Genomic DNA, 16,140 nt, shown 5'->3' with positions numbered 1-16,140 from the left:
GAAGCAAAAATATAGTGATGCGTTGTTAAAAAGTAACGCTTAAAGAACTTTTAGTGTCGATTGTGGTTTTTTAACGTTGTTTTTTAGTAAAACATGATAAATATCATATTTTTGTAGTGAATTGGGCGTGTTTTTACTGTTTAATTTAGAATGAATCTAAATAAAATGAATATGAATCAAGAAATAAATAACGATAAAAGTGTCGCTAAAAGTACTTTTAATGAAACAACTGTTGATGATGGTGTTATGGTATTAACATATAAAAATGATAATAGCCAAATGCAATCTCTTGCTAAAGAAATAGATAGCGAGTATATTCAATTTCACTTTTGCGTAAAAGGTTCAAGTCAGTTTGTATTTAACGAAGGACGCTATCGTTTAAATATTCTTGAAGAAAACTCTTTGCTACTTTACAACCCGCAACGCGATCTTCCTATTCATTTAGAGTTAAATCCCCATTCATGGATGGTTTCTGTATTGATTTCTATTAAAAAATTTCATGGCTTGTTTTCGCAAGAAGCCGATTATATTACCTTTTTAAGTGATGATAATAAGGATAAAAAGTATTATAAAGACGGGGTAATTTCGCCATCTATGGCTATTGTGTTAAATCAACTCATAAATTACAATCTTAACCAATCTATAAAATCGTTGTATTTTAAAGGAAAGGCATACGAGCTGTTAAGTTTATATTTTAATAGAAGTGAAGATGCCGATGTAGAGCAATGTCCGTTTTTGGTGGATGAAACCAATGTTATAAAAATTAGAAAAGCCAAAGAAATTGTTATTTCACGCATGGCAGAACCACCAGGTTTACAGGAATTAGCAGACGAAATTGGTTTAAGCCTTAAAAAGCTAAAAGAAGGTTTTAAACAAATATATGGCGACTCGGTTTTTAGTTTTTTATTGGATTATAAAATGGAAGTAGCGCGAAAATTGTTAGAAGCAGGAAACGATAATGTAAACGAAGTAGGGCACAAGGTGGGCTACAGTACTTCTAGTCATTTTATTGCTGCCTTTAAAAAGAAGTATGGAACAACACCTAAAAAATATGTGATGTCTTTGGGGTAATTTTTTTATTGTAAGTTTTTTCTATTATCTTAGACTAACATAAAAACAAATGCCCTTAATATTATGAAATACCTAAGCCCAGAAATAGAAGCCCTATCCAAACACATGGCAATTACAAAATCGTTAGCAAGAACAAATGTGTCTTGCGGTATTTTTCAAGATTGCGATTATAACGAGGAACGTCCAAAGTTATATCACCAGAGCGATAAATAAGATTTTATAATACTAAAGCTAGGGTCTATAATTTTTACTTATAGTATAACAGTTAAAATATTTTATACTATACATTTTCATTGCTATTTCTATCGTATTTTTGCAATATGAAAAAAGGAATCTTATTAGTTAATCTTGGTTCTCCTGATAGTCCAAGTCCTAAAGATGTAAAAAAGTATTTAGGTGAGTTTTTAATGGACGAGCGCGTAATTGATGTGCCGCTTTGGGCTAGAACGATTTTAGTAAAAGGTATTATTTTAAATACACGACCAAAACAATCGGCAGCAGCTTATAAAAAAATATGGTGGGACGAGGGTTCTCCTCTTATAGTATTATCCGAAAAGCTTCAAGATAAAGTTCAAGAAAAACTAGAAATGCCTGTTGCATTGGCAATGCGCTATGGTAGTATGACCATAAAAAAAGGGCTTCAAGAATTAGTTGATAAAGGCTGTACAGAAATAAAAACCATTCCCTTATATCCGCAATTTGCCATGGCCACGACCGAAACTATAGATGTTAAGGTAGATGAGTTGGTTTCAGAACATTTTCCAAATGTGAAAATAACAAGAACACCTGCTTTTTATAAACGTGAAGATTATATAGAAGTACTTTCAAAAAGTATAGCAGAAAAACTAGAAGGTTTAGATTACGAACATATCCTTTTTAGTTATCATGGGGTTCCAGAACGCCATATTCGTAAAAGTGATATTACTAATGGTAATTGTAAAATGGATGGTAAATGCTGCTTTAAAAAAGGAAGTCAGCAACACGAGTTTTGTTACAGACATCAATGTGAAATTACCACGGTTAATGTTGCAAAAGCATTAGGCATGAAAAATGGCACATATTCAACATCCTTTCAATCTAGACTAGGTTTCGATCCTTGGTTGCAACCTTATACCGATCGCACCATAGAGCGATTAGGGAAAGCCGGCATTAAAAAAATGGCAATTGTAACTCCAGCCTTTGTTAGCGATTGTTTAGAAACTTTAGAGGAGATTGCCATGGAGGGCGAAGAGTTATTCCATGAAGTTGGCGGAAAAGATTTTACAGTTATTCCATGCTTAAATGATCGTGAAGATTTTGCTCAGGTTATAGCTAATATCGCTGAAGAATGGACGCCTGTTAAAAAAACAGTAACCCTTTAATGTCTAAAACAGCATCACAAGATTTAGGAACACTACCCATAAGCAAACTTTTAGTTAAGCAAGCTATTCCTGCATCTATTGGTATTTTAGTCATGTCTCTAAACATTTTAGTAGACACTATTTTTGTTGGGCAATGGATAGGTTCAACAGCTATTGCGGCTATTAACGTGGTGTTGCCAGTTTCTTTTTTTATTGCAGCCTTAGGTATGTCTATAGGCGTTGGTGGTTCTTCAATAATATCTAGAGCTTTAGGTGCTAATAATCCAGATAAAGCGTTAAAAACTTTTGGTAATCAAATTACGTTAACTCTAGTATTAACCATTTCTATGGTTATTGTAGGGTTGTGGTTTATAGATGGTATTGTCCCTGCTTTTGGCGGAAAAGGCAACATTTTAGAGCCCGCAAAAATATATTATACCATCGTGCTTTATGGCGTGCCCTTTTTAGCACTATCCATGATGGGAAATACGGTAATTCGAGCAGAAGGAAAACCAAAATTTGCCATGTATGCCATGATGATTCCATCGGTAGGCAACCTTATTCTAGATTATATATTTATAAACCTTTTAGATTTAGGAATGGCAGGAGCAGCTTGGGCAACCACTTTAGCTTACGTATTTTGTTTTGCATTTATTTTTTGGTTTTTCTTATCTAAAAACTCCGAATTAAAAATAAAAAAATACCATTTCGGACTCCATAAACCTATTGTGTTAGAAATCGCATCATTAGGTTTTGTTACCTTGGCAAGACAAGCCGTAGTGAGTATTACGTACCTGTTTATGAATAATATTTTGTTCAATCTAGGTGGCGAAACATCGGTTACCGCTTATGCCATTGTGGGGCGTATGCTAATGTTTGCCTTGTTTCCGGTTTACGGCATTACACAAGGCTTTTTGCCTATTGCAGGGTTTAATTATGGTGCGTTTAAATATGCCAGAGTTAAAGAAAGTATTTATACCGCCATTAAATACGCAGCAGGTTTAGCCACTTTAGTTTTTATATTATTAATGGTGTTTCCAGAAGCCATAACACGGCTTTTTACAGATAATGCAGAGGTTATGTTACAAACACCTCCAGCCATGCGATGGGTATTTGCAGCTACACCTATAATTGCACTACAACTTATTGGTGCAGCTTATTTTCAGGCTATTGGTAAAGCAAGACAAGCCTTGTTGCTAACTTTATTAAGGCAAGGTTTTTTCTTTATTCCACTAATTTTTATCTTACCTATATTTTATGGCGAATTAGGCGTGTGGATAGCCTTTCCAATTTCCGATGTATTAGCAACAATAGTAACAGCTTATTTTTTAAATAGAGAAATTATCAAGAATTTAAATCCAGAAAGCGAACCTATATCTCAAGCCACTTAAACTATGGAATACTACCAATACATAAAGGCCTTTCATCTTATTTTTGTAATCACCTGGTTTGCCGGTTTATTTTATATTCCGCGTTTGTTTGTTTACCAAATTGAAGCCTTTCATAAACCATCACCCGAAAAAGAAATTTTAGGAAAACAACTAAAACTCATGGCAAAACGCCTGTGGTTTATCATTACATGGCCATCGGCAATTTTAGCCTTGGTTTTTGGTTTAGCTCTATTTGCAATTAACCCATATTTAGCCTATCAACCATGGATGCAAGTAAAATTGGGTTTTATAGTGTTATTGTTTATTTACCACTTAAAAACGCATCACTATTTTAAGCAATTACAAAACGGTGTGGTAAACAAAACATCTAGTTTTATGCGCATCTGGAATGAGGGCGCTACTTTCATTTTATTTGCAGTTATCTTTTTAGTTATTTTAAAAAGTGCCATAAACTGGATTTGGGGTGTTGCAGGTATACTTATTCTTGGCGTGCTAATTATGTTAGGCTTTAAGGTCTACAAAAACATTCGCGATAAAAATCCCGAAGCCTAAATAACAGTCATTCCCAATTATTTTTATGTCAAAGTTGTATCAAGAAGTTGGGCGCTACCACAAGGGTCGGGCTTTCACTACTCGCTCCCTCCAAAAAAGTCGGGGAGCTCAAACAAACCGTTCAATCTCTAGCGCACTTATCTGCTAACTTCAATTTTTTAATTCGTTGGTCTGTTTTGGTTTGATTATTGCTATATTTAAACCAATGAAATTAAAAAACTTATCCTTACGCACACGCATCTTTTTAGCAATGATACTGCTAGTAATGTTTGCATCTGTGCTTATTTCGGCGGTAGCTATTTACCAGTATAACGAGCAAAGTAAAGATTATCATGAAGGCCGTTTAGAACGTAAAGAAGAAAACGTACAAACTCATATAAAACGCTATTTAAACGGACGCCAAAACACCTGGGAAGTTAAAACAGAAAACATACCCTTAATTTTTAAAGATGAAATTTACAATATTGCAGATATTCATAAGCTGCAAATAAATTTGTATAATTTAGATGGCGGCCTGTTAATTTCCTCAAAACCTGGGTTGCAAACCGAGCTTGTAGATAAATGTATCTCTGCCGAAATAATGAATGCTTTAACCCATAACGTAGCCTTCAATAATTCTTCAGAAATAACGCAACATAGGCATGTCGATATTCATAAAGAAAACGGAGAGACCTTTCAATCATCTTACACATACATTACCGATAATAAATCTAAAGCGGTCGCCATTTTAAACATACCGTATTTAGAAAAAGACGATTTTCTGGATAAAGAGCTCGAAGAGTTTTTAAAACGTTTAGTTTTTGCATTTATGGTGGTGTTGCTAACCGCAATTGCAATTGCATTTTGGTTATCAAAATACATAACAAAATCTTTAAAACTTATTAGCGACATTATTAACACCACAAGGTTAGAGAAGCGAAACGAACGCATAAATGTAGACGATACCAGCGAAGAAATTTCAGCACTTGTAACCTCCTATAATAGTATGATTGATGAGCTAGAGGAAAGTGCCATACAACTAGCAAAAAGCGAGCGCGAACAGGCCTGGAGAGAAATGGCAAAACAGGTTGCTCACGAAATTAAAAATCCGTTAACACCCATGCGACTAACGGTGCAAAATTTTCAACGTAAGTTTAATCCAGAGGACGAAAACATTCATTCTAAACTCGATGAGTACAGTAAAACCTTAATTCAGCAAATAGATACCATGAGTTCCATAGCATCGGCATTTTCAAACTTTGCTAAAATGCCTGCGCAGCAAAACGAAACCCTAAATGTAGTCGAAATTATAAAGCTAGCGCTAGATATTTTTAACGAGTATCACATAGAATTCACCTTCGATGCCGAAGAAATTATAGCAAAGTTTGATAGAACACAACTTATTCGTGTGGTTACAAATCTGGTTAAAAATGCTATTCAGGCTATGCCAGATAATCGAACACCAAAAATTGTAGTTCATGTGGCTAAAGGAAATGGTAATGTGGTTATTACGGTTGCAGATAATGGTACAGGTGTAGCCGAAGAAAATAAAGATAAAGTATTCGAGCCAAAATTTACAACCAAAACAAGTGGTATGGGACTTGGGTTGGCTATGGTAAAAAATATTGTAGAAACGCACAAAGGCACTATATCTTTTGAATCTGAAAAAGATAAGGGTGCAACATTTAAAGTAACATTTCCTAAATTCTCATGAGGTCAATTATAATTATGGTTTTTATGGGTTTAACTTTTAATGTGTTTTCGCAAACAGGAGTGTATGTAAGAAAACCAGACCTTACAGATGGCAATAAATTAAAATGGACCATAACATTAAATGCAGATGGTACGTTTTTATATCATTTTTTAGAGACATTTCTGCTACATCCCCAAGAAACACAGAAGAACATTTTTATGGTAAAGGCACTTGGAAGCATGAAGGAAAGCAAATTTTATTTTATAGCAAACCATCAGAATTAAATGCAGAGTTTTCTGTAAATTTGAATAATTCAAAAGCTAGATATATTACAAAATCGCCCAGAGATAAATCAGATAAAATTGTAAAAACGGCGTTAAAATTTTACGAATCCGAGACATTTCATATAGAAGGCTTAACCGTGTTTAAAGAATAAATTATGAGTTATAACAACATCATTTCAGAAGAAAATAATGGCATAACAACCATAACTATTAATCGGTCTAAAAAGCTAAACGCCTTAAATAGAGAGACTATACAGGAGTTACACGAAGCTTTTAACCATGCAGATAACGATGCTGATACTAAGGTTATTATTGTAACCGGTAGCGGAGAAAAAGCCTTTGTTGCAGGAGCAGATATAAGCGAGTTTTCAGATTTCGATGTTAGTAAAGGCACACAATTAGCGGCAAAAGGACAGGAGTTATTATTCAATTTTGTCGAAAATTTATCTACTCCAGTCATTGCTGCAGTTAATGGCTTTGCACTTGGCGGAGGTTTAGAGTTGGCTATGGCTGCTCATTTTAGAGTAGCTAGCGATAATGCTAAATTAGGGCTTCCGGAGGTGTCTCTTGGTGTTATTCCTGGTTATGGAGGTACACAGCGTTTACCGCAATTGGTGGGCAAAGGGCGCGCTATGGAGATGATTATGACAGCAGGCATGATTGATGCTAACCAAGCTTTAAGTTATGGCTTAGTAAATCATGTTACTACGCAAGATGAATTACTTCCGCTTTGCGAAAAAATAGCAGCTAAAATTTCCCGAAATTCAACCGTTGCAATTAGTGCAGCTATACGCGCCATAAATGCTAATTTTAAGGATGGTGTAGATGGGTTTAGTGTTGAGGTTCTGGAATTTGGAAACTGTTTTGGTACCGATGATTTTGAAGAAGGAACTACAGCTTTCCTGCAAAAACGTAAGGCTGATTTTCCGGGGAAATAATTGAGTTATGCCAACAAAAAAGTGGGCTAAATTAGCCCACCTTTATCAACAGTTTCTAAATTAGGTATTTAGATGTTTATAGCTTTTGTGAATTCTCTGCCATCCGAGTTGCATACAATTTTGTATCCACCATACTTCAAGCCAGCAAGTTTGTAAGCTTTTGTTATAGTTTTAGTGTTTTCTACAGTTTCAGCATGCATTAATTCTTCGCCATGATCGCCTAAAAAGTATATTTTGATATGGCAAGGAGCTTCTTTAAGTGCTAATTTTGTTAGCATAACTACATTGTCTTTTACCACAAACATAGGCTTGTAAATAGTGGTTTCCTTTTCCTTATCGAAAAGAACAATATTTGACTTTACCGTAAAAGGTATCGTGTTAATTTCCATGTCTTTATCTAGCTCAAAAACATACGAGCCATCTGGTAAAGCTGTTAGATCGAATCCTTTTGTGTAGTTTCCAGATTTTTGCATGGACTCTTTATATAAAACTATGCCATTTACATCTTTTACGGATAGTAAGTTTCCTTGCTTTACATTTAGTAAAGTAAGTGAGGTTCTTTTAGCTTCATTTTTAATATTAAATAGAGAAGCATTGTTTGCGAAACTTAGCATGGTAGTAAACATAATTACCATTAAGATTCCTTTTTTTGAGTTTTTAATTGTGTTTTTCATAATAGGGGTATTAACGTTCAACACTACAAATATAGAACGCAATAATGTTATTTAAAACATTGGTATTGACCAATTTATGTGTTAGATTACCTGTTAATTTTGCATCATTTTAAGGTAAAAATAATGTTACTTAATGTTCAGTAAAAGTTGAGAATAATAAGCATTAAAAAAGTGGACTAGTGTCCACTCTTAATATAAATTTTTATGTAGTATTAGGAGATAATTCTTTACCAGTTTTGGCTAAAAATTTAGTTGTTAATTTTTAACAAATAACTTGTTAAATACTAGTTCTGCAAGCATCCAATATAGTGAGCAATATATAAATGTTACTACAAAATATAAGAAGAGCCAGTCGGTTTTAGAGATGAAATGAAATAAACTTGAAAGAACTACTAAATTGAGTATAATCCATATAGAATAAAACACACCTTTTTTATTCCAATTATTGCTCATTTTTTGTTTTATAACAGTCGTATTTTGGTTTTGCAATTCACTGTTTATTAGTTTATTGGATTTCTCCTGTTCTAATTTGAATTTTTTTTGTTTGTGGATATGGTTGCAATAGTAGGCTTGAGAAATAAACATGCTGTAAAATTTAAAGAAAGTGGGCTGGTTTAGCCCACTTTTAGTATCTGGTTTGGTTAGAGATTAAGAATTTATGTATTTAATAAATTCGTTTCCTTCAGAAAGAATTACAATTTTAAAAGATCCTAGTTCTTGGTTTTCTAATTTAAATGTGCGTTCTATAATCTTAGTGTTTTCAATATCTTCAGAAAAAATTAAATCTGAATTATTAGATCCTTTTTCTGTATAGTAAACCTTAATATTTAAAGGGTTTCCTTCTAAAGTAAGTTTCGATACAAATACAAGATCACCTTCTACGCGCACAGTTGGTTTAAAAACAGTGGTTTCTTTATCTTTATTAAAAGACACTATACTAGACTTTACTGTAAAAGGTATTGTCTTAATTTCTAGGTCTTTATTAAGTTCAAAAAGATAATCGCCATTTGGTAAAACCGTTAAATCGAAACCTTTTGTGTAGCTTCCAGTTTCTTGAATGATTTCTTTATATAGTGTTATACCAAATGCATCTTTTACAGATAGTAAGTTGCCTTGTTTTACATTGTTTAAGGTTAGTGACGTTTTTTTAGCCTCGTTTTTAATATTAATTAATTTAGCTTCATTTGCGAAACTTAATAAGGTAGCAAACAATGTTACCATTAAGATTCCTTTTTTCGAGTTTTTAATTGTGTTTTTCATAATAGGGTGTATTAACGTTCAACAATACAAATATATAGTAGATTAGGGTGCTGTAAAACACTGGTATTGACTAATTTATGTGCTAAATTAACTGTTAATTTTGCATCATTTTTAGGTAAACTTAATGTGTCCTAAAAGTGGTTTAATTTAAGATGAATTTTAAGGGAAGATCGTTACATTTAAAGCAAAAAAAAATGCTGTTAAAAGCATTTGGAAAATCAAGATATTATATAAAAATGAAAGTGGGCCACCACAGCCCACTTTACAACTAAACTAAACTAAATAAGACATTAAACTAATTATTAATGAATGTTGTATACTCTTTATTACCAGAGTTTATTTCAATTTTAAAATTTCCTTTTGTTAATTTGAATACTTTTTCGATAGATTGAGTGTTCGTGATTTTCTCAGAGAAACGAAGTGTTGATTCTGTACCATTAATAGCATATACATTAATAGTTGTTTCTTTAAGTTCTGGATTTAGTTTTGTTACATAAACTAAATCTTGATCTTGTTTTACGTAAGGCTTAAAGTAAGTAACCTCGTCGGTTTTATTAAAAGTTACTTGGTTATGTAATACAGTAAAAGGGATGGTGTTAATTTCTAAATCTTTTTCAAGTTCAAAAACATAGTCTCCATCTGGTAATTGTGTTAAATCAAATCCTTTAGTGTATGAACCTTCTGTTTTAATAGCTTCTTTATATAAAACAATACCGTAATTATCTTTAATAGTTAATAGGTTACCAACTTTTACATTTTTTAATACGATTGCTGTTTTTTTAGCTCCTTTTTTAATAAGTGAATTAGAGTCGTTTGCAAATCCTACTACTGTAGCTAAAAATGCTACCATTAAAATTGCTTTTTTCGTGTTTTTCATTGTCTTTTTCATAATGCGTGTTGTTATTAATTAACACTACAAATATATAACGTTAAAAAGCCTTATAAAACATTGGTTTTGATGGATTTGTATGCTAAATTAACTGTTAATTTTGCATCATTTTTAGGTTAATTTAACATAGATAAAAACCTTACTCTTTTTTTTGAAATGAGTTAACGTAAAGAGTGCTTTAAATTTTAATGGAGATATAGAAGTTTAGATGTTTTAAGGAGATATTAAAACATAAAAAGTGGGCCACCACAGCCCACTTTTACAAACTAAACTAAACTAAATAAGACATTAAACTAATTATTAATGAATACTGTATGCTCATTGTTTTCTGAGCTTATTTCTATTTTGTAATTTCCTTTTCTTAATTTGAATACTTTTTCGATAGTTTGACTATTCGTAATTTCTTCAGAGAAACGTAATGTTGCTTCTGTACCTTCAAGAGCATAAACATTAATAGTTGTTTCCTTAAGCTCTGGATTAAATTTTGTTACATAAACTAAACCGTTCTCTTGCTTTACGTAAGGTTTATAAGTAGTCGTTTCTGCTGTTTTATCAAAACTTACAACACTATTTGCTACTGTAAACGGGATTGTATTAATTTCTAAATCTTTTTCAAGTTCAAAAACATATTCACCATTTGGCAATTCAGTTAAATCAAATCCTTTAGTATATATACCTTTAATTTTAATTGCTTCTTTGTATAGTATAATTCCGTAATTGTCTTTAATGGTAAGTAGGTTACCAACTTTTACGTTTTCTAATACTAAGGCTGTTTCTCTAGCTCCTTTTTTAATAAGTGAATTAGAGTCTTTTGCAAACCCTATAAACGTAGCTAATAATGCTACCATTAGGATTCCTTTCTTTGTACTTTTAAATGTGTTTTTCATAATTATGGGGGTCATAATGTTCAACGGTACAAAGGTATGGTAGAAGGGGAGTTAAGAAAACATCAATTTTGACCACTTTATATGCTAGATTAACTGTTAATATAACGTTAATTCATTGTTAAGTTAAAATAGCATATATTTAAGGTAATTAAATATACAATGTATGCATAATATGTAGTAAATTTGCTTTAAATTATTGCTCGCATGATTAAAAAGAAACCTACTTTAGAGAAACTTACCCCAAGTTTTGGAAGTTCAATTTTGGTTAAACAACACTTGAAACAGGCAGATAGACTCAACGCTTTCTGGCATTTTCATCCAGAAATGGAGTTGGTTTACGTTAATAAAGGACAAGGAAAAACACATATTGGTAACCATTTATCTTACTTTAATAATAGTCAACTTATATTAATAGGTGCTAATTTACCGCATAATGGGTTTTCTGATAGGCTTACAGCCAACGGAACAGAGACCATCATACAGTTTAAATCTGATTTTTTAGGCGAAGATTTTCTTAATGTGCCGGAAATGGCAAATATTGTAGCGCTTTTTGAGCGTGCTAAAAAAGGTATTCGTTTTCAAATTGATACCAAAAAGAAAATAGGACTTAAAATTGAAAAGCTTTTAGAACATGATGGTTTAAAACGTGTTTTAAAGTTTTTAGAAATTTTAAACTATTTAGCTAAAACAGATGATTACACCTTATTGAATGCCGATGGATTTGCTTTTGAAGCCGAAGCGCAGGAAAGTGCTAAAATAGGATCGGTATTTAAATATATTCGCGAAAATTTTCAACATCATATTGCTTTAGATGAAATTGCAGATATAGTAAGTATGACGGTTCCTGCTTTTTGTCGTTACTTTAAAAAGGCTACTAGTAAAACTTTTACACAGGTGGTTAATGAGTATCGTGTGGTACACGCTACAAAATTACTATCGGAAGAAAGTGAAATGAGTATTGCCGACGTTTGTTTTGAGTGCGGTTTTAATAACTTTTCACACTTTAATAAGGTATTTAACGACATTACAGGTAAAAGTGCGTCTAGCTACCGCAAGGAGATCAAATTAATGATTCAATAATTCTTTGGTTTATAATGTAATAAGGTATCCTTTCTATTATAAATAATGAAATTGTAGTTCTTTAAGTAGCGTATTAGCAATAGAGTTACTTTTCGCCATTCCACTCGCTATAAAATTGCTTTAAGAAGTCAAGCATATACTCATGGCGTGCATTTGCCAACTTTTTACCTGTTTTAGTATTCATTTTATCTTTTAGCAATAACAGCTTTTCGTAAAAATGATTTATAGTTGGTGCAGTTGAGTTTTTGTATTCCGCTTTAGTCATATTAAGATTAGGCTCAATATCTGGGTTATAAAGTGCTCGGTTTTTAAAGCCTCCATAGTTAAAACAACGCGCTATACCAATGGCGCCTATAGCATCTAAACGGTCGGCATCTTGCACAACATCTAGTTCTGGCGACCTAAAAGCTGTTGTATTATTAGTGGATAAGCTAGATTTAAACGAAATATTATTTATAATGTTTACAACATGTTCTATGGTTTTGGAGTCTACATTAAGTTTAAAGAGAAATTCTCGTGCTTTTTTTGGTCCTATGGTTTCATCGCCGTTATGAAATTTACTATCGGCAATATCATGAAGTAAGGCGCCTAGTGCAACAACAAAAGTGTCTACAGGTTCTGCCTTTGCAATTAATAGGCTGTTTTTATACACCCGTTCTATATGAAACCAATCGTGCCCACCTTCAGCATTAGTTAATTCTTCTTGAACAAAAATTTTGGTTTTGTTTATAATATCTTCTGGTGTCATGGGTATTAAATTTCTTCTAAAATTGAGGTGCCTTTTGATAGATTGCCAGAGGTCCACTGCCAATTTTCGTAAAGTGTTACTTTTCCGTTTGGGTTAATTTTTGGGGTAGAAATACAAGTGCCTGTCATTAACTCGCCTTTTTTATTTACTTGATGGTATCGCATATTGATAGTGCCATCTTCATTAACCAAACCAATTAAATGCCCTTCTATAATATTACCGCCACTATAGTTTGAAGTTAAAATAGATCCATTTTGTTTATAAACAAAAATGGTGGCCGAAGTGGTTTCGCTATTATTAGAAGTAGAAACAGGTCTAAAATGTTTATTATTGTAATTAACCAATTGTATTGTCTATTAAACTCCTTATCTAAACACTGTTGTTGGTGTTTAGCGTTTTATGTTTTTTGGAATTTTATTTTATAATAGCAGGCTCAACCCATTTAAATTGGAACGAGTTTTCCGGAATTTTCATGCGCTCAGATAAGCGATACATTCTTGCTGGAAGTTTCATTAAATAGTCTCTAGCTTTTTCAGCTTCATCGGTTAACCCTGTAATTTTATCTAGTTCCCAACGGTTAATTAGTTTTTGTAAAATATCTACATAATCGTTTGATGTGTATACACCAATACGCTGTGCAGTGTTAGAAAACTCTTCGAAAGCAGAACTTGCTTTACCTCCAGATTCTCTTAAAAAGTGAGCCGGCATGGTAATTTTTTGTTTCATCATATAATGAAAAGCCATCATCATTTGGCTAGGGTCTACTTTAAAAATACGTTCTACAAACTCAGAGTAGGCGTGGTGGTGGCGCATTTCGTCTCCAGAAATAATTTTACACATTTTCGATAAACGTTTATTGCCATAATCTTTTGCAATTTTAGCTACACGGTTATGCGAAATATAAGTTGCTAGTTCTTGAAAACTAGTATATACAAAGTTTTTGTAAGGATCTCGGTCTGTACCAATATCAAAACCATCTGTAATAAGGTGTTGTGTGGTTTTTTCAATTTCCTTCATATTAACACGTCCCGAAAGGTATAAGTACTTGTTAAGCACATCGCCATGTCTGTTTTCTTCTCCAGTCCATTGGCGCACCCATTTTCCCCAGCCGTTTCCACCGTTTTCAACTTGGTCTACACCTTCAACATCCATTAACCACGATTCGTAAGTTGGTAATGCTTCTTCAGTAATCATATCACCAACTAAAACAACCCAAAAATCATATGGTAAATCTTTAGCTAACTCTCGAATTTCCTTAACATCCTCAAAAAAAGACTCGTCTGTAGTTTCAGAATTTGGTAAAAAATCCGATGGTTGCCAGATGCTGTCTATTGGAATTAAATATTTTTCCATTAGCGCATCCACGTCTTTTTCCAAAAACTTCATCACCTCTAATCTTTTATTCTTTAAAGACATATTTTACCTAGTTTAATTTTTAATGTGGTTTTTTATGGTCGATTCAACAGTTTCAATAAGATCTTCCTTATTAACAAATATAGCTAAATCTATGGGTTTATGTACAGTAAATTTAAGATGATTACCTAATCCCATAGGGAATTTTCCATATCGTAACATTTTCCAGGAATTATTTATACTAACAGGCACTATTAACGCCGATGGTATTTTTTTAAATAAAATCTCTAAGCCTTTTCTTTGAAACGGTTTTACCGTGCCATCTTTACTACGTGTGCCTTCTGGAAAAATAACAGCAGCATAGTTGTTTTCTTCAATAAACTCGCCAAATTTCATTAGCGCTGGTAGGGATTGTCTTGGGTTTTTTCTGTCTATTAACGCGGCACCACCATGGCGTAAGTTATACGATACACTTGGTATGCCTTTACCTAATTCTATTTTGCTAATAAACTTGGGGTTTCGTTTACGCATATACCAAGTTAAAGGATAAATGTCGTGTAAACTTTGGTGGTTGGCAACAATAATTAATGGGCGGTTAGGCTCTATATTGTGCTCGTTTATAAACGAAAAACGAGTACCTAAAATATTGGCACATCGCATTAAACAAAATTGAAGTATATAAACGCTTTGTTGGTGTGTTTTTTTTCCAAAAACATTAAAACAAAACCACTGTATTGGATGAAACACAAGCAGTGTTAATCCAAAAAATAAATAGTAGATAACCGATAATGGATAGGACAATAGTTTTAACATGCCCCAAAAATAATAAACTATGTTTTAGTACACAGCAACGCAAGCATTATTTTCGCAACTTACCGTAGTTGGTGGTATAGCAACGGCACAATCAGACACGATGCCCCATAATTCATTATAAAGCGATTCTTTTCTGTTGTAATTTTCAACCAGCTCTTCAAGTGTTTCAGTATCAATAGATGTAGAGTAAATTAAATAGCTCCAAGGGCCACCACAAGGCTTGCTGCCAAAGGCAATATATGTACATTCAAAACCATCTCCGCAAGTAGATGTATTGGCTAAATCTTCAATTTCAGATTTTAAATCTTTCAATTGTAATTCCTCATCTATTTGCGATAAACCAGTGTCTTCATTACATTGTGTAGAAAATAATAACAAACAAAACGTAACTAAAACAAGTATTGAAAATGGCTTTTTCATCTTTTTGTAATTTATTTAAAAGATGTTAAAATTTAAAAATGGTTGCGTGTAAAACTATAAAAACCACGACTAAATCGTGGTTTTTATATTTTTCTCGGCTAATCTCTCTTTGTTTTTAAAGAGCGATAAAGCACGAGGTCTTTTTAACAATGATCGTTGTAAGCATCAACAAGGTTTTCTGCAATTAATTCTGCAGGACGACCTTCAATGTGGTGACGCTCTAACATGTGCACCAATTCGCCATCTTTAAACAACGCCATACAAGGTGAACTTGGAGGAAACGGAACCATATGGCCACGAGCTGCATCAACAGCCTCTTTATCAACACCTGCAAAAACCGTTACAATATGGTCTGGTTTTTTAGCATTCTCTAAACTCTTTCTAGCACCTGGACGCGCATTTGCTGCTGCACAACCACAAACCGAATTTACAACCACTAATGTTGTTCCTTCTTTAGCTAAGGCAGCATCAACAGCCTCGGCAGTATGTAATTCTTCAAAACCTACTTTGGTTAAATCCTCACGCATTGGTTTTACTAATTCTGCTGGATACATATTTTTAAATTTTTTATTTGATAATTAATATTTGTGCAAAGTTAATCAAAAATCGTGCAATTAGGCTTTGGGCGTTCCCTTAAAACGCTTATGGCGTTATAAGGTCAGGCTATCCACTATATCTTTTTTGTGTTTAATGCCTTTAGTTTTACAATCAAGTTATTAGGCTATAATAAATTAACACCTGTAAATAAGCTTAACAGTTCACAAAAAA

Annotated in this window: 19 protein-coding genes; 9 read left to right on the top strand and 10 right to left on the bottom strand. The window is 33.0% G+C overall.

Annotation, left to right across the window (positions count from 1 at the left end):
• Positions 1-171 precede the first annotated feature (171 nt).
• From HNQ90_RS00465 to HNQ90_RS00430, 8 genes are all read left to right on the top strand, one after another.
• Entirely contained in the window at positions 172-1,071 is a 900-nt protein-coding gene (locus HNQ90_RS00465) for a helix-turn-helix transcriptional regulator (protein ID WP_144114704.1), read from the top strand.
• Between the two features lie 63 nt (positions 1,072-1,134).
• Entirely contained in the window at positions 1,135-1,284 is a 150-nt protein-coding gene (locus HNQ90_RS00460; protein ID WP_172625790.1) for a hypothetical protein, read from the top strand.
• Positions 1,285-1,391: 107 nt separating this feature from the next.
• Positions 1,392-2,432: a ferrochelatase gene (gene hemH, locus HNQ90_RS00455; RefSeq protein ID WP_144114703.1), complete on the top strand. Its 1,041-nt coding sequence runs from the start codon at positions 1,392-1,394 to the stop codon at positions 2,430-2,432.
• The gene (locus HNQ90_RS00450; protein ID WP_144114702.1) at positions 2,432-3,802 is read left to right on the top strand and encodes an MATE family efflux transporter; all 1,371 of its coding nucleotides are present in this window, start codon (positions 2,432-2,434) and stop codon (positions 3,800-3,802) included. The genes hemH and HNQ90_RS00450 overlap by 1 nt, the downstream gene beginning before the upstream one ends.
• Positions 3,803-3,805: 3 nt before the next feature.
• The gene (locus HNQ90_RS00445; protein ID WP_144114701.1) at positions 3,806-4,354 is read left to right on the top strand and encodes a CopD family protein; all 549 of its coding nucleotides are present in this window, start codon (positions 3,806-3,808) and stop codon (positions 4,352-4,354) included.
• 205 nt (positions 4,355-4,559) lie between these two features.
• On the top strand, positions 4,560-6,047 hold the full coding sequence (locus HNQ90_RS00440) for a sensor histidine kinase (protein WP_144114700.1): 1,488 nt from the start codon (positions 4,560-4,562) through the stop codon (positions 6,045-6,047).
• 103 nt (positions 6,048-6,150) lie between these two features.
• Positions 6,151-6,462 (top strand): hypothetical protein, encoded by a 312-nt coding sequence (locus HNQ90_RS00435; protein WP_144114699.1) that lies wholly within the window; start codon positions 6,151-6,153, stop codon positions 6,460-6,462.
• A gap of 3 nt (positions 6,463-6,465) precedes the next feature.
• Positions 6,466-7,248: an enoyl-CoA hydratase/isomerase family protein gene (locus HNQ90_RS00430; RefSeq protein ID WP_144114698.1), complete on the top strand. Its 783-nt coding sequence runs from the start codon at positions 6,466-6,468 to the stop codon at positions 7,246-7,248.
• A gap of 68 nt (positions 7,249-7,316) precedes the next feature.
• On the opposite strand, the gene HNQ90_RS00425 is transcribed toward HNQ90_RS00430, so the two are convergent.
• From HNQ90_RS00425 to HNQ90_RS00410, 4 genes are all read right to left on the bottom strand, one after another.
• Positions 7,317-7,922, bottom strand: coding sequence for a hypothetical protein (locus tag HNQ90_RS00425; RefSeq protein ID WP_144114697.1), 606 nt, complete (start codon positions 7,920-7,922; stop codon positions 7,317-7,319).
• 648 nt (positions 7,923-8,570) lie between these two features.
• Positions 8,571-9,182 carry a hypothetical protein gene (locus HNQ90_RS00420; protein ID WP_144114696.1) on the bottom strand — a complete coding sequence of 204 codons (612 nt, stop codon included), beginning with the start codon at positions 9,180-9,182 and terminating at the stop codon, positions 8,571-8,573.
• A gap of 295 nt (positions 9,183-9,477) precedes the next feature.
• Positions 9,478-10,071: a hypothetical protein gene (locus tag HNQ90_RS00415; protein WP_144114695.1), complete on the bottom strand. Its 594-nt coding sequence runs from the start codon at positions 10,069-10,071 to the stop codon at positions 9,478-9,480.
• A gap of 293 nt (positions 10,072-10,364) precedes the next feature.
• Positions 10,365-10,958 (bottom strand): hypothetical protein, encoded by a 594-nt coding sequence (locus tag HNQ90_RS00410; protein ID WP_144114694.1) that lies wholly within the window; start codon positions 10,956-10,958, stop codon positions 10,365-10,367.
• A gap of 204 nt (positions 10,959-11,162) precedes the next feature.
• On the opposite strand from HNQ90_RS00410, the gene HNQ90_RS00405 reads away from it, so the two are divergent.
• Positions 11,163-12,038 (top strand): AraC family transcriptional regulator, encoded by an 876-nt coding sequence (locus HNQ90_RS00405; RefSeq protein ID WP_144114693.1) that lies wholly within the window; start codon positions 11,163-11,165, stop codon positions 12,036-12,038.
• Between the two features lie 85 nt (positions 12,039-12,123).
• Here HNQ90_RS00405 and HNQ90_RS00400 read toward each other — a convergent pair whose 3' ends face one another.
• The 6 genes from HNQ90_RS00400 to HNQ90_RS00375 form a co-directional block, all read right to left on the bottom strand.
• A complete protein-coding gene (locus tag HNQ90_RS00400; protein ID WP_144114692.1) occupies positions 12,124-12,786 on the bottom strand; it encodes an HD domain-containing protein in 663 nt (220 codons plus the stop codon).
• Positions 12,787-12,791: 5 nt separating this feature from the next.
• On the bottom strand, positions 12,792-13,130 hold the full coding sequence (locus tag HNQ90_RS00395) for an avidin-fold protein (protein WP_144114691.1): 339 nt from the start codon (positions 13,128-13,130) through the stop codon (positions 12,792-12,794).
• Positions 13,131-13,200: 70 nt separating this feature from the next.
• On the bottom strand, positions 13,201-14,202 hold the full coding sequence (locus HNQ90_RS00390) for an acyl-ACP desaturase (protein ID WP_144114690.1): 1,002 nt from the start codon (positions 14,200-14,202) through the stop codon (positions 13,201-13,203).
• Positions 14,203-14,214: 12 nt separating this feature from the next.
• Positions 14,215-14,952, bottom strand: coding sequence for a lysophospholipid acyltransferase family protein (locus tag HNQ90_RS00385; RefSeq protein WP_144114689.1), 738 nt, complete (start codon positions 14,950-14,952; stop codon positions 14,215-14,217).
• 24 nt (positions 14,953-14,976) lie between these two features.
• Positions 14,977-15,372, bottom strand: coding sequence for a hypothetical protein (locus tag HNQ90_RS00380; protein ID WP_144114688.1), 396 nt, complete (start codon positions 15,370-15,372; stop codon positions 14,977-14,979).
• 143 nt (positions 15,373-15,515) lie between these two features.
• Positions 15,516-15,926 (bottom strand): BrxA/BrxB family bacilliredoxin, encoded by a 411-nt coding sequence (locus tag HNQ90_RS00375; RefSeq protein WP_144114687.1) that lies wholly within the window; start codon positions 15,924-15,926, stop codon positions 15,516-15,518.
• Between the last annotated feature and the right edge of the window lie 214 nt (positions 15,927-16,140).

This window comes from Algibacter amylolyticus, assembly GCF_014202225.1.
Taxonomy (GTDB): Bacteria; Bacteroidota; Bacteroidia; order Flavobacteriales; family Flavobacteriaceae; genus Algibacter_B; species Algibacter_B amylolyticus.
Note: the sequence above shows the minus strand (reverse complement) of the source record. Positions and strands in the feature narration are given on the sequence as shown.

Bases quoted from the DNA above. Each gene is read 5' to 3' on its own strand.
- HNQ90_RS00465 (WP_144114704.1), top strand. From the start codon at position 172: ATGAATCAAGAAATAAATAACGATAAAAGTGTCGCTAAAAGTACTTTT.
- HNQ90_RS00460 (WP_172625790.1), top strand. From the start codon at position 1,135: ATGAAATACCTAAGCCCAGAAATAGAAGCCCTATCCAAACACATGGCA.
- hemH (WP_144114703.1), top strand. From the start codon at position 1,392: ATGAAAAAAGGAATCTTATTAGTTAATCTTGGTTCTCCTGATAGTCCA.
- HNQ90_RS00450 (WP_144114702.1), top strand. From the start codon at position 2,432: ATGTCTAAAACAGCATCACAAGATTTAGGAACACTACCCATAAGCAAA.
- HNQ90_RS00445 (WP_144114701.1), top strand. From the start codon at position 3,806: ATGGAATACTACCAATACATAAAGGCCTTTCATCTTATTTTTGTAATC.
- HNQ90_RS00440 (WP_144114700.1), top strand. From the start codon at position 4,560: ATGAAATTAAAAAACTTATCCTTACGCACACGCATCTTTTTAGCAATG.
- HNQ90_RS00435 (WP_144114699.1), top strand. From the start codon at position 6,151: ATGGACCATAACATTAAATGCAGATGGTACGTTTTTATATCATTTTTT.
- HNQ90_RS00430 (WP_144114698.1), top strand. From the start codon at position 6,466: ATGAGTTATAACAACATCATTTCAGAAGAAAATAATGGCATAACAACC.
- HNQ90_RS00425 (WP_144114697.1), bottom strand. From the start codon at position 7,922: ATGAAAAACACAATTAAAAACTCAAAAAAAGGAATCTTAATGGTAATT.
- HNQ90_RS00420 (WP_144114696.1), bottom strand. From the start codon at position 9,182: ATGAAAAACACAATTAAAAACTCGAAAAAAGGAATCTTAATGGTAACA.
- HNQ90_RS00415 (WP_144114695.1), bottom strand. From the start codon at position 10,071: ATGAAAAAGACAATGAAAAACACGAAAAAAGCAATTTTAATGGTAGCA.
- HNQ90_RS00410 (WP_144114694.1), bottom strand. From the start codon at position 10,958: ATGAAAAACACATTTAAAAGTACAAAGAAAGGAATCCTAATGGTAGCA.
- HNQ90_RS00405 (WP_144114693.1), top strand. From the start codon at position 11,163: ATGATTAAAAAGAAACCTACTTTAGAGAAACTTACCCCAAGTTTTGGA.
- HNQ90_RS00400 (WP_144114692.1), bottom strand. From the start codon at position 12,786: ATGACACCAGAAGATATTATAAACAAAACCAAAATTTTTGTTCAAGAA.
- HNQ90_RS00390 (WP_144114690.1), bottom strand. From the start codon at position 14,202: ATGTCTTTAAAGAATAAAAGATTAGAGGTGATGAAGTTTTTGGAAAAA.
- HNQ90_RS00385 (WP_144114689.1), bottom strand. From the start codon at position 14,952: ATGTTAAAACTATTGTCCTATCCATTATCGGTTATCTACTATTTATTT.
- HNQ90_RS00380 (WP_144114688.1), bottom strand. From the start codon at position 15,372: ATGAAAAAGCCATTTTCAATACTTGTTTTAGTTACGTTTTGTTTGTTA.
- HNQ90_RS00375 (WP_144114687.1), bottom strand. From the start codon at position 15,926: ATGTATCCAGCAGAATTAGTAAAACCAATGCGTGAGGATTTAACCAAA.